Source organism: Pseudoalteromonas sp. bablab_jr011, assembly GCF_016464045.1.
GTDB lineage: Bacteria > Pseudomonadota > Gammaproteobacteria > Enterobacterales > Alteromonadaceae > Pseudoalteromonas > Pseudoalteromonas lipolytica.
Map to the genome: position 1 here is coordinate 1 of NZ_JACDWU010000260.1, position 13,977 is coordinate 13,977.

Consider the following 13,977-nt stretch of genomic DNA (forward strand, 5'->3'; position numbering starts at 1 on the left):
CGATGATTTATAAAAATCTTACTGAAGCCCTTTTGCTATATGGTCTTTAGCTAATTTTGTCCCCACCTGCTTTAAGCAGCTTTAACTGAATAATATTCACATATTTATTCAAAAAACTGCTTAACTGACTGGCATTAAGCTCTCGCTGGCTTTCATTTGCTTGTTAGCTACGCCTTTTGGTTGCTCCCAAACTTGTCCTATTTTGACAGCTATGAAATTTTTAGGCCTGTCATTAAATGCGAATAAGACGCATATGTCACCGCCTCTTTTATTTCTTTATTTTTTAAGCAATTTATTAATTCTCATATCACCTAAAGAACGTAAATTTCCAAAGTAATTACTAATTTCTTCAGAATCATTTTTTTCAATTAAAATTAGAAACTGTTCAACATCTTTGGTCAATGGGTTATGAGCATTTAAAGATGCATAAATAGTTTTAATTAGATCTAGGGCCTTGTTATTATTATGGTTATAAAATGAAAGAAGCCCATACTGAGCCTTAGAAAAAGCAGACACAAGCCACCTATCACTATTAGATGATAAGTAGTCTTCTAGTGACGATAGGCAATCCACGCTATTCAGTGGTAGTAAATTATTTTCAATAGCGTCCTTAAATTTATGAAACATTTGAGTTTCATTAATCAAATCTTTATTGAGAGTCAGTTCCTGCGGACTATCTTCAACAACTAATTGATAGTTACTGTACACTATTGTATCAGAGGAAGGAAAACAGACCTTCGGAGTTAGCCAAATTGAAAAGTTAGTCGAAAAACGAGAATTTGTTATTCTCGCTCCTCTCAATACCTCAGACTTAGATGCCGAATCTATTAACAAAAAGTCATTGCCACTTGCTTTAAATAACCGTAACTCAGGAAATATACTAACCAATTCTTTAATACTTTTAAGTTTCATTAACTTTTAACCCTATTGTAAAGGTTGGATAAAGACCAACTCCGTATTACTCGGTAAATTAATCTTGTAGTTAAGGGCTTGGGATTGTGATATCCCTAGCCAACCAGTTTTTAATTCAAATGCTAGGTATGGAGCTTGAATAGGCCCAAATGTAGCATCTGGTCTACTAGAGGAAGAAAAACCCCACCACTTTAGTTCTCCATATCTGTAAGAGGGACCCTCACCTCTGAACCCGGGAATTTCAGCACTGTCTATTAGCTTAGAGAATTCCCTATGAATATAAAACCCCCTAACCATTCGATATAACCAATCAGGTAATTCAGGGTTCACCATTGCTGAGCTATCAACAATATTAGCTGCTCTACCTGCCAACTCTGTTGCTAATGACACAATGATACTCTTTTGTTCTTCAACTGGAAGATTTTGAAACTGCTTAATTGCATCTTCTCTCTTAGCGTACTGATTTCCATTAAACGCTTGAGCAAATGCAGCAGTAGTTGCGCCATTTGCAAATTTACCACCAGTGAGCTTGGAAACAGTTCCCCCAATAGTAGCAGCTACAGCTATTCTAAGAGCATCCCATTCAATTCCTTGCTGTGTACCGACTAGGCAATTTACATTCGCAGCTTTAGTGATTCCTGCCGACCAAAAACCATGTCCAAAATTACCACCTTGCAAATCAGATATGACACCGCCTGCTAAAGCATGCGCTCCTATATGTGCTGCACCTCCTGTTTGCCAAAACCCTGAGGGAGCGTCAAATGCTTGGCCTATGCCATAAAACACACCTGAAATAGCTAATGAGGTCGCTCCTGAAGTGAAAGCGGCCCTTAAACTTCTTGTATTAACAAGAGCATGATCGAAGTTTGCATGAGCCGCAGCTAGCGGGCCAAAATATGGAATAAAATTAAGCGCTGTAACCCCTATACTGTGTAAAGCTGGATTTCGACCTCTAAATTTATGAGCAGTATAACGACCGTCAATCATCATTGTTCGTTTGTATGACTGCTTTAAAAAACCACTAAAGCTAAAATAACCTGTTGGGTCAGTAAAACTCATTGGGTTATTCAACACATAACTATAACGGTTATATGATTGTGAATTATTTGGGAACTGTATAAACGGATCAGCCTGAACAAATCGACCCAACGTTGGATCGTACACCCGACCGTTCATATGGATAGTGCAGCTTTACGAACCTTTAAGAGTGGAAAACATCTGACCTTTAATGTACTTAATAGATTTATAGTAACGAGGCTAAAAATTTGGTAAATGGTACAATAGCTTCACCAACGCTAGCAGCTTCTAATACTTGCAGATACTCGTCTCGTCGCTCCATAGGTACAACAGTCCATGGGTAACCACCAGAGGCCATCATTAAATTCATAATGAACCTGCCCATTCTGCCGTTACCATCAAAGTAAGGGTGGATGTAAACGAAAATGAAGTGCCCCATTACAACTCTGACTGCTGCATTACCCTCCTCTGCGAGTAAATCGAAAAATGTCGGCATCATATCGCGTACCGCATCTCGATTAGGGGGAGTATGCATAGACTGGCGAATATAAACAGGCCCTGATCGGTAACCAGCTAAGTCCGATTGTTTAATAATACCGGCCGCAACACTTGGGCCAAATAAGGCAAGGTACCAATCACTGTGCGTCTGTTCCAATACGTCACCAGAGTTCTTACCTTCTAATACTGCTAAAACGGCTTTTTTAACTTCTTGGAACGCATCCCAGTAACCTTTAGCAGCCATGGTATCTAGGTGCTTTTTACTCTCGTCTGAACCATCAATTTGCCAGTAACCTGAACGAACAAGTTCAATTAGTTCACGCGTCACTCGATAGCCTTCAATAGACAGTGAGTGGTAGGCGTCGGTAACGTACTTGTCTTCTACTTCTGCCATGTAGGTTTCGATGTCGATGGTTTGGTGTGGTTGTTCAGGGAAGTGCGCAATAACACTTTCACGCATTTGCGCCCACATTAACCGCATGCGATTAACATAGGGCGATACATCACGACGACCAAAACTCACCTGTAAATTCTCGGCGAATGGGTCTTCTTCTTGCACTTTCAAATCGGCTGCCTGCATACCTTTTAAGATATTGTCAGCAATTAGGTCGCGGCCAATATTTCTAAAAGCCCCCACTAATCTGCCTGCAATCACGCTGTGATTACCGGCAAGTAAAACAGACAATACGTCTGATGCATCTGTCACCATTGATAAGGCTGTACGCATTAAGATGGGTGCATTTTTAAATTGGTTAGCCGAGCAATAAACCAGTGCTGAAGCCAAGCTGTATACGTTTAGTCCTGCTACGTTTTTAATATACTCAACATCAGGTAAATTTAACCTAACATCGAAAATAGAGGTATTGTGTAAAAAAGCGGTGGGTTTATTGTTGCCTTTAGGCGAACGTACCAGCAATTGTTGAGGTACGGTTCTATCGCCAATATGTAGACTAAGTGATTGCTCAGGTGAAAGACACCAGGCATTATCGAAACGTTCCGATAAATATGCACCGCAAAAATCCCAGAAAGAAGTATACCAAGATGTACTGTCGCCCGGCTTTTCATCTGGCATAGCCGGTATGTACCAGCCTCGAATAACTTCGCGAATAAAGCCATGCTTCAAGAGCCGCTCTCGATGCACTCGACTAAGTTGCTTTGACTGAATGGCTACAACTCCTGACTCCTGAAGCTGTTGTAATTGCTCAAGCGAAGCTGCCAGTTTTTGTGATATGTCATTCATGTTCGCTCCAACCATTACTTACGATACTTACCCGTTATTAACTTCATCGCTAGGTTTTAGAGTTATATCATTTATAGGTTTTAATGTCACATCATTTATAGGTTTTAATGTTTTCAGGTAAAGCTAGTAATGAAGATAAACACAACACATCACGAGTTGAGGCCTTTTTTCCACAACCGTACTTACTTAAGAGTGATGCAACTGAAAATATTCATCGAATTCAAAGTATCTCTGCTTGGGGTTCATAATGCAGGTCTGTTGTACATTTTGTACTATGGCTATGTTGAGTTATTCCATTCGCTTAATTAAGCGGTCTATTTTTAGGCAATAAAAAACCCGTGTTAAACACGGGTTTTTAAAGATAAAGTCCTAAAACTGCTGAGGACTTGCATTGTTGAATGACTTACTCGTTTACCACACTTTTAAGTGGGTTAACTGGCTTTGCATTATCGTCTAGCAAGTTCATATCAAAATCGAACTCGTCAACGCGAATAGCTTTTTCGCGTTTCTTGTTGTAATCGATTAATTGCGCATATTCTTGCTCATTAATTACGTTAGCAACAAGTGCGTTATCAAGTGTTTCTGCAAAACGAACGCCCGGTTTAATTGTTTTAGCACGCAATGCTTTCTTCACTTTTGCAAGTAGTTCAAGACACGCCATTTTAGCTTTGTAAGCCTGCTCGTTGATGTAATGACCATCACCTTCAATTGGCGTTACTAAGTGCGTGATTTGTGCCTTAAACGCAGTATCCATTTGTGCTTGTGTTGCTAGCTCACGAATTAGATCATCGCTAATTTTCGGCATTTTCATCGAATAATTCATGGTGATGAAACGCATGAACTTACGCGTACCACTTGCAGGGAAGTTATCTAAGAACTTGTGCAGTGCTTCTTCAGCACTTTGCAGTGCAAAGCGTGTTGCATAGTGGAAATACGGCGCAGCTTGCTCGCGTTCACTGCTTGCTACTTTTTGCTCGTAGTACTTAATTGATGCCATGGCAGCGTATAAGAAACTCATTACATCACCTAAGCGTGCAGATAGCATTTCTGCTTGTTTAAGCTTGCCACCTAACACAAGTAACGAGAAATCAGCATAAACAGCTAATTTAGCCGACAGCTTTTGTGCCGCTTTTTCGTAATCGCGAACTTCTGGTAACGACGACTTAGCACCTGCTGTAAATGGTAATACACCTAAGCGGAATGCACGTAAGCTGTTCGCGACACTGTAGCCCACTGTTTTACGTAAAATACGGTTAAATTCTTTATCTGCGTTTTTGTCTTCACTATGAATAGACTCAACCATAGATTGCAGATATGGGTGACAACGCATTACACCTTGTCCAAAAATCATTAGGTTACGAGTAAGAATGTTCGCACCTTCAACCGTAATAGCAATCGGTTGAGCAACATAGCCACTGGCTAAAGTATTTTGCGGACCATTTTGAATCGCTTTACCAGCTTGAATATCCATTGCTGAATCGAGCACATCACGGCCAATTTCAGTCATATGGTACTTTGCAATTGCAGTCACAACCGATGGCTTTAAGCCCATGCCTAAACCTTCGGTTGTTAGTACGCGCATAGCTTCTTGTAGGTATGTTTTACCTGCAATATCAGCCAGTTTCTCTTGGATACCTTCAAATTGACCAATCGCTAAACCAAACTGTTCACGAACAGCAGCGTATTCAGAAGCCCCTTTAAATGCCACTTGTGACGAGCTAACACCTAGCGCTGGAAGCGAAATACCACGGCCAGCACCTAAACAGCTCACCAGCATCTGCCAACCACGACCAATGTTCTTTTGACCACCAATGATGAAATCCATTGGCACGAATACTTTTTCGCCACGAGTAGTCCCGTTGTAAAAACGGATGCCCATTGGGTCATGACGATTACCAAGTTCAACACCTGGGTGATCTTTAGGAATAAGCGCACAGGTAATACCTAGGTTTTCTTTGCCACCTAGTAAACCATCAGGGTCAACAACTTTAAACGCTAAGCCTAATACAGTCGCAATGGGTGCAAGCGTAATGTAACGTTTGTCCCATGTGATCTCTAAGCCTAAAACTTCTTCACCATTAAATTGACCACGCTTAACAACACCAATATCTGGAATGCCACCGGCATCAGAACCCGCTTCAGGGCTCGTTAACGCAAAGCATGGAATGTCACGACCATTCGCAAGGCGAGGTAAGTAATGATCTTGTTGCTCTTTAGTACCAAAGTGCAGTAATAGCTCACCTGGGCCTAATGAATTAGGCACCATAACCGTTACCGCGACCGCAGAACTCTTCGTTGCAATCGTGCCAACAATTGTTGAGTTTGCATAAGGGCTGAACTCTAAACCACCAAATGACTTAGGAATAATAAGCGAGAAAAAACGCTCTTTTTTCAAGAAATCAAGAATGTAGTCAGGAAGATGAACGCCATTTTGGATTTCAGAATCATCAATCATCGATAATAATTCTTTAACAGGGCCATCTAAAAACGCTTGCTCTTCGGCGCTCAGCTTTGCAGCGGGGACATCACGAAGTGCATCGAAGTCAGGTTTACCTTGGTAGATTGAACCTTCTAACCAAACATCACCTGCATCTAACGCTTCTTGTTCTGTAATTGAAATACTAGGTAATACTTTTTTTAATTTTGTACGTAAGCTCATAATAAACTCATCCGACCAGACAGTAATACCTACATTACGTCATAAATTGCACAATAGATCAATTGGTCCAACCAGTTTTTTTAACATTTTTTTATATTTATTTTTTCCTTGCACGCTAAGCAGTTGAATATATTGAACTTACACGTGTACGCCCAATTTCGATTTTTTATAGCAAAATAGTTAAACCTAAAGGATTAAAATAAAAAGCCCCACTAAAAAGTTGGGCTTAGGAATAAATAACGTTAAAGCTCGTCTTCGATAGGAAATAAAGAGATAAACCATACTTGAAAACGCCGCCAAGACGAGGTTTGTGGCTCTTCATCAAATTGCTGATTACTTATGGTATCAAGCCAAATTAGTTCGTCATCATCTGGGCTTTTTAACTCAACTTTCCACGCATACTCAGGCATCTTTTTATCAACCCAGTGGGCTAAAAAGCCGCTCAACTTTTCACTGTCTATTAGTACGCCCATTTCGGTATTTAAATCAAGTGATCGCGGGTCAAGATTCATGGTACCAACGAATATTTTTTCATCATCAAATGTCATCGTTTTTGCGTGCAGACTTGCCTGTGATGATCCGGTAACCTTTCTGCCTGCTTTTCGTTTAATTGCCACTAGGTCACTTGGTTTTAGCTCCCACAATTTAACACCGCCACGCACTAAATCAGCACGGTATTTTTTATAGCCCGCATGCACAGCAGACACATCCGTAGCAGCCAGCGAATTAGTCAGCACAGTAACATCAACGCCCTTTTTAACCCAGCTGGTTAATAACTGCGTACCTTGCTCGCGAGGAATAAAATACGGCGATACAATAATAGCCTTGCGCTTTGGCTCTCCCATCTTTTTAAACAATGAAGGCGACATATTTGCCGACTTTTCATCGACATCATTCATTACTTTATCTGGGTGATCGTAAAATAAGGTCGACTCCTGCCAGTCAAACTCTATTTCATCGTTAAGCAAACGATTTACAAAGGCACTTTCACGTAATTGTTCAACATAATTGCTTTGCTGATTGTCTGCTACATAATTTTCTAGTGTCTTGGTTATCTCGATAAGTGATTGTTCATCACGCTCACCATGTAAATTTTGAACAGGGTATGAAAGTGTGTGATTCCAATATAAATCAAATGCATCTGAGGCTTCTGGCACAATATCACCCACGCTCATGACATCTAAATCGATAAATTCAGAATGATCTTCTGCTGAAAAGTAAGCATTACCAATATTACGCCCCCCCGTAATAAAAATACGGTTATCGACGATAAAGCTCTTGTTATGCATGCGTCTAGAAAGTTGGCTGTAGTTAGTTATAAACCCCAGAGCCCTAAACCGTCGATTTGGGAACGGGTTAAACAGCCTAACCTCAACATTAGGGTGAACAGCCAGTGCTGCTAAATCAAGCTCACTGTCGGCTTGCGATAAGTCATCAAGCAGTAAGCGAACCCTCACTCCTCTTTCTGCCGCTTTCAGCAAAAACGCGGTAAATAAAATGGTGGTTTGTTGTCTATGGTATAAATAATACTGCACATCAATGGTGTGCTCTGCAGAATCAATCAGTGCAAGCCTTGCGACGAAGGCATCGACACCATCTACCAAAGGATAAAACCCTGACAAACCTGGATGATTACTACCCACAGCCTCTCCTATTGTACTCGGTGTATCAGCAGAAATAGCGTAACTTGGTTGAATAGATTCCCTTGAAGGCAGCTGCGCACAACCCGTTATAGTAAAGATAAGTACTGCACAAAAAGTTGCTTTAAAAGAGTTTATTATCATGGTTCCCTACCAATGATGACCAGGTGATACCAGTTCGCTACATTACATGATGTGTTTTGAGACAAAAAAGCCTTGTTTGTAACAAAGCACACGTTTCGTTATTTAGTCTGATTGTGCAATTGCATATGCCCGTACAGCTACAAGCAGCAACTTTTAACGCTGCACGCATCGGGTTTATCCGCCAAACCGAACAAATAACACGTACGATACACACATAAAACTTAGATATAACGTAATAAATGAAAGGCTTAAAAGCAAATAAAAACTGGAATCAAGGGGTAAGGGGCAAAGAAAAGAAGTAATTAAATGAAGAGCAAGTACATTAAGCGACTTGCTCTGTAATGTCAGCGATTTCGATAAGTTTACGATTAAGAATTTTTTTACAGCAACCACAGCACTTGCCGCACTGGCTACCTACCTGCAACTCTTTTGATAGCTCACGCATCGTCATAGCACCGTTATCAATCGTTTGTTCGATTTTTTTATCCGTTACACCATGGCATAAACAAATATACATGAATGCAAACCACTCTCAATTACATTTAATAAATGCATATTAATCTAAACGGTAATAGTTCGCAATAGTATTATGGGCAATATTTGCTGTAATTTTAGCCATAGCCACATTGAAATAAATGCAGCTGCCATTTTCCCTTTATGTTTTACTAGGTTAGCTGCAACTTTGAACAGTGAAAATTTTTATCTTTTTTGTTCGTTGTGGCGATGATTATTTATGTACCACTCATCACCCAATGCCTGCAATATGTTCATTAACGCAAACAATTTTATATCCGCCGAGATAAGCCAGCATGTCGTTCATAAAGTGAGTGTGTGACATTGATGAAAATTAAGTAAAAAGCATTATTATTTTTACTTTATTGTACTATTTTGATCCTTCTATATTTACTCGCCGTATTCCTAATTGAAATGGACACGTCGTAACGTCCGAACATAAAAAAATATATAAGGAACAACGATGAGATATTTACTCTTATTAAGCAGTATATTGTTCATCAGCGCATGCAGCGATGATAACGACGACAACAACGTAGAAATTATAACTCCCCCTCCTGTTCAGGAATTTAGCCCCAGTAAAACGTATTCCGTGACGCTGAGCGGTAAACAAGAAGTTCCTATGAATGCCTCTACGCAGACAGCAACAGCAACCGTAGAGCTAGACGAAAGCTTAATGCAGTTCCGCGCAACTCTTGATGCGAGTGCAGTCGAAGGGTTTAGTGCTGCTCATATTCATGACGGTGATTTAGGTGCTAATGGCGACGTTGCATTCACTTTTGAATCCACAAGTGAGGGCATGTACGAGGTTGCTATTACTGACCTCGACGAAGCTTTAATAGCCGATTTAATGGATGGTGATTGGTATATCAATGTTCACACCGAAGAATTTGCAAATGGCGAGTTACGCGCCCAAATCGTTCCTGATACAACAAGTATCATTACTTTCGCCTTAAACGGCAGCCAACAAGTACCTATGAATGACACTGATGCCATGGGGTACGGATACGCCTCGTACGACAGTGCGAGCACAGAGTTACGCTTGCGAGCAGTCACCATGGGTGTAGACGACGCCACAGCAGCTCATATTCACACTGGTAAGTTAGGCTCTAATGGTGATGTGTTTGTCACATTAGAACAAGACGATGAAGTGATGACTGATTGGGTTGTACCAGAAGGTACCACTATCGACAGTGACACGTTAGCAGTCCTGCTTGATGGTGGGCATTATGTCAATGTACACACACCTGAATTTGCAGGCGGTGAAATTCGTGGTCAAATACTAACAGATAACTATGCTGTTGCTACCTTTGATTTAAGCGGCTCTCAAGAAGTCCCAATGGTGACCACCACAGCAGAAGGTGATGGCTATGCCCTCGTCGACACCACTGACTACAGTGTGGAACTCACGGTGGTAACTTCTGGTTTAGATGACGCAAGCGCAGCGCACATTCACACCGGTCGAATTGGTGAAAATGGCGATGTGTTAGTCGCGTTAGAACAATCAATGGATGATCCAAATGTATGGAGGACACCCAGCAACACCATGATCAACGCTGATATTTTTACCGTACTAGCATCAGGCGGCCATTATGTGAATGTTCACACACCAACAAACACAGGTGGCGAATTGCGTGGTCAAATTCTTACTAGTAACTATGCATTTACCAGCTTTAAATTAAATGGTGCTCAAGAAGTACCAGCGGTTGACAGCGATGCCAGCGGCGAAGCGTATGCACTCATCAACATGAATGATTATAATCTAGAGCTGCGTGTTAACACGACCGGTGTTGATGACGCGACTGGTGCTCACATTCACACAGGCCGAATTGGAACAAACGGCGAAGTACTTGTTGCACTTGAACAATCACCAACCGATTCAAGTAAATGGATGACACCTGAAAACACCCAGATTAATGCTGATATATTCGCAGTGCTTGCGTCTGGTGGTCACTATGTCAATGTTCATACACCAGCAAATGCAAGTGGCGAAATTAGAGGACAAATCCTAACCGATAATTACCAACTTGTGACCTTTCCTTTAAGCGGTATGCAAGAAGTGCCCGCTGTTGATACTACAGCATCGGGCAGCGGTTATGCTCTTGTCAATATGGATAACTATCACCTTGAGTTAAGAGCACTCACCCAAGGCGTGAGCGATGCTACAGCAGCCCATATTCATACAGGCCGTATTGGCATGAATGGTGAGGTGCTTGCAGCACTGGCGCAATCTGCAGATAACGTTAACCTGTGGGAAACACCTGAAAACACCATGATTAATGCAGATATATTCGCAATTCTCGCGTCGGGCGGTCATTACGTTAATATTCATACCCCAGCACACCCAAACGGTGAACTACGTGGTCAAATTTTAACGGATAACTATGTATTTGTTACCTTCCCATTAAGTGGAGCCCAAGAAGTCCCAGCGGTCACGACTGACGCATTTGGTGATGGCTATGCATTAGTCAATACCACTGATTACAGCGTAGAACTGCAAGTTTTAACCTCCGGTGTGAGCGATGCCTCAGCCGCGCATATTCATACAGGGGTTTCAGGTGAAAATGGCCCTGTTCTTGTTGCCCTAGAGCAAGATGAAAGCGATATGAACCGTTGGATGACCAGCACTGGCACGATGATAAATGCTGATATTTTCTCAGTACTCGCCATGGATGGACACTATGTAAATGTGCATACTCCCGCAAACCCAAGCGGTGAGTTAAGAGGTCAAATTCAATAAAGCTTTACCTTTACATTCCTTACTATTAAGGCCAAGCAGAACTTGGCCTTTATTTTAGAAAGTGCTAAGGAATTTAGAGAAAGGATTCTAATCAGAGAAGAGTCACTTCAGAGTGCTAGGCTTTGGATTCAAATTAAAGCTTCTACTTTTGGAACAATTCTTTTATTAACTCACCTGAGTTTATATCAAAAATATATGATTTAGAAATTCCGCAGTGATCAATATCTAGTTTAGACTTGGAGATAATATCACCTTTTAAAATAACTGCGTTTTTCATTAAGAAACTTACAACGATCTCATTTTCAGTACTTTCAACATACGCCTCAAAACAATTAATATCCTTTGCGTTCGTGGCAAACTTTGAATAAGCAGTTGTAATAGCTTTAGCACTCTTAATATCTATTGTCGTAGCAACTATATTCTCCTGCATCCCATGTAATAATGGAGAAGAAATGGCCAGCAGAACATATAATAAAAATCTAATAATCATCAAAATTTCTTCACTCTTATTTTTCCTGAAGGACTACCCAGCACTCTCGTATACTCTTCACCTCGGGTCTTGCGATATTTCTCTATAGCCGCAGCAAAAGCCCTACCTGTTTTTCTATCTTCGCTTGAAAACCTGTCGCTATCGAATTCGTCACTCCGCCTTGTAGTCCTTACAACTTTTCCATCGCTTTCTTTTGAATAATCTCCATGAGAATGGTAGTAACCAACCAATGTTTTAGCGTTTCCTTCAAAACCGACTCCTGTCTCATCACCTTTCACTGGATCACTTGCAACATATTTTACGATTTCTTTACCATCTTTGTCTTTTGAAACTACTCTATTTATCGTGCCACCATACTCTAGATTATCTTATGTAGATTTATCATTAATATGTTCGACCACATCCTTTCCTGCTTATTCAGGTGTATCAAATGGATCTCTCGGCTTGTGACCATCAGGGTCTATATACCTATAAGGGTTATTATATGCGTAATTAAATCTATTTAACCCTTGAACACTACCTCTAGAGAAGTTCTCAAGAGAACCAACCGGATCATTCGAATAAAAACGCCCGATAACTGAGCATAGTATCGTGCCTGCATATAAATTAGCTCAATACTGTCTAAGCATTACTCACTATCGGACATTATCTCAACTAATCTGGCAATAACAGCCTTTGGCATCAGAGTTAATAAAACGACTATTAAATCCTGCGCGTAAGTTTGCAATTACTAGCTCCACAAAGCCGTTTTGGCTTGAGCATGCTAAACCTTTTGATAATGGGCCGGCGTAAACAAGCTGTTGCTCTTTTGATACTAGGATAGCTGCAGGTTGTGCTGGTAAGAGTCTGGCAAGGGCTGGGGTAGGCGTTAAATTAACAACATGAATGCCATTATTTAGAGCATATTCTGACAAGCTCTGAATATGAGGCTGTGAACGGGTTGAACATACACAGCTGTTCTCATCAACAATATAGAGTGTATCGGCATGGGTTAACTCGATACCCTTTGATTTTATACCCATCGTAGCGTGAAAAGATTGCAACCAATCAGTTTGAGCCATTTTGTTATCAGGATCAAAAACCTGTGTTTGTTGCTGATAAGCAAGGTACAAAGCGAATACCACCGCGAATACCCACCCTATCGCTGCAATTACAACCCCTAACTTGGCATTATTTAAATTTGGCAATACCTTGCTCCAATACATCGATACTCACGTCAATTAACTGTACGCGCTCAGTTAATTTTTCAATCATTTCATTGTCATTGGCTTGGTTTTCAATCAATGTTTGAGAGTTTTGTGCAATTGCACGCGTGTTTGCCGCTTGGCTTTGTACTACATGAGCAACTGATTCTGAGCTCGTAGCAGCTAAGCTTACTTGCTCTGTCATAACACTAATCTGTTGTTTCATTTGCGAACTAATTGCGGTCAATTGTTCTATAAGTGCAACACTGCCTTGCATTGAATCCGTAGAAGAGGCACTGTTTTGCAACAGGCTTTCTAGAGTTTGAGTTATTTTATCTGTGGTATTTTTACTCCGTGTGGCAAGATTTCTGACTTCATCTGCAACAACGGCAAAGCCTCTTCCTTGTTCACCTGCCCGCGCAGCTTCAATTGCGGCATTAAGTGCCAGTAAATTTGTCTGCTCTGCTATTGATGAAATCTCATTTAATAAGTCAGATATATGGCTACAAGCACTGACTAATTGAGAAATATTTTTATCGGCTTGGTGCAAATTATTTGCGAGCTCAGCAGTTTTACTGTCGGTATTAGCAACTTCATTTAACGCTTCTTTTGCACTTAAATGTAAGTGTTTAAACTGTGTTTGCAGTTCTGTACTTTCATGTTCAACCTGTGAAAACCCCTCTGCTACTCGCTCGCCAGACTCAGCAATATCTAAAGAGAGTCGCTCACGCTTTGTTGCAAGCTCATGCAACTCATCATGTACTTTTACAAGTTGATTAGATTGATCTTTTAATACACTACTTTGGCTTTTAACATCGCCAACAACACGTGAAAGAAACCCTAAGAGTCTATTAAAACCTGCCACAGCTTCACTGTGCCTTTCATCTGCTCTTAAGCCGATGTTAATGCTATTTTCGTTCGCCATGATTTGTTCGGTTGT

General features: G+C 40.8%; 12 protein-coding genes. 1 reads left to right on the plus strand and 11 read right to left on the minus strand.

The window, feature by feature from the left end:
• Nucleotides 1-276: 276 nt before the first annotated feature.
• From JIG41_RS15255 to JIG41_RS15280, 6 genes are all read right to left on the minus strand, one after another.
• Nucleotides 277-912: a hypothetical protein gene (locus JIG41_RS15255; protein WP_065978999.1), complete on the minus strand. Its 636-nt coding sequence runs from the start codon at nt 910-912 to the stop codon at nt 277-279.
• Between the two features lie 12 nt (nt 913-924).
• Nucleotides 925-2,088 carry an RHS repeat domain-containing protein gene (locus JIG41_RS15260; protein ID WP_199525047.1) on the minus strand — a complete coding sequence of 388 codons (1,164 nt, stop codon included), beginning with the start codon at nt 2,086-2,088 and terminating at the stop codon, nt 925-927.
• A 67-nt stretch (nt 2,089-2,155) separates the two neighbouring features.
• A complete protein-coding gene (locus JIG41_RS15265) occupies nt 2,156-3,667 on the minus strand; it encodes a Fic family protein (protein ID WP_199525048.1) in 1,512 nt (503 codons plus the stop codon).
• Nucleotides 3,668-4,070: 403 nt separating this feature from the next.
• On the minus strand, nt 4,071-6,326 hold the full coding sequence (locus JIG41_RS15270; protein WP_036972165.1) for an acyl-CoA dehydrogenase: 2,256 nt from the start codon (nt 6,324-6,326) through the stop codon (nt 4,071-4,073).
• Between the two features lie 242 nt (nt 6,327-6,568).
• Nucleotides 6,569-8,110 (minus strand): phospholipase D family protein, encoded by a 1,542-nt coding sequence (locus JIG41_RS15275; protein WP_081759752.1) that lies wholly within the window; start codon nt 8,108-8,110, stop codon nt 6,569-6,571.
• A 322-nt stretch (nt 8,111-8,432) separates the two neighbouring features.
• A complete protein-coding gene (locus tag JIG41_RS15280; RefSeq protein WP_036972167.1) occupies nt 8,433-8,627 on the minus strand; it encodes a (2Fe-2S)-binding protein in 195 nt (64 codons plus the stop codon).
• 459 nt (nt 8,628-9,086) lie between these two features.
• Here JIG41_RS15280 and JIG41_RS15285 point away from each other — a divergent pair, with 459 nt between their 5' ends.
• Entirely contained in the window at nt 9,087-11,363 is a 2,277-nt protein-coding gene (locus JIG41_RS15285; RefSeq protein WP_199525049.1) for a CHRD domain-containing protein, read from the plus strand.
• Between the two features lie 142 nt (nt 11,364-11,505).
• On the opposite strand, the gene JIG41_RS15290 is transcribed toward JIG41_RS15285, so the two are convergent.
• From JIG41_RS15290 to JIG41_RS23305, 5 genes are all read right to left on the minus strand, one after another.
• On the minus strand, nt 11,506-11,853 hold the full coding sequence (locus JIG41_RS15290; RefSeq protein ID WP_199525050.1) for a hypothetical protein: 348 nt from the start codon (nt 11,851-11,853) through the stop codon (nt 11,506-11,508).
• A complete protein-coding gene (locus JIG41_RS15295; protein WP_409372742.1) occupies nt 11,853-12,131 on the minus strand; it encodes a hypothetical protein in 279 nt (92 codons plus the stop codon). Before JIG41_RS15295 ends, JIG41_RS15290 begins: the two co-directional genes overlap by 1 nt.
• A gap of 135 nt (nt 12,132-12,266) precedes the next feature.
• Entirely contained in the window at nt 12,267-12,443 is a 177-nt protein-coding gene (locus JIG41_RS23180) for an RHS repeat-associated core domain-containing protein (protein ID WP_312000534.1), read from the minus strand.
• A 60-nt stretch (nt 12,444-12,503) separates the two neighbouring features.
• Nucleotides 12,504-13,040, minus strand: a complete 537-nt coding sequence (locus tag JIG41_RS15305; protein WP_075593216.1) for a DUF6436 domain-containing protein — start codon at nt 13,038-13,040, stop codon at nt 12,504-12,506.
• On the minus strand, nt 13,024-13,962 hold the full coding sequence (locus JIG41_RS23305) for a methyl-accepting chemotaxis protein (RefSeq protein WP_409372743.1): 939 nt from the start codon (nt 13,960-13,962) through the stop codon (nt 13,024-13,026). Before JIG41_RS23305 ends, JIG41_RS15305 begins: the two co-directional genes overlap by 17 nt.
• Nucleotides 13,963-13,977: the final 15 nt, after the last annotated feature.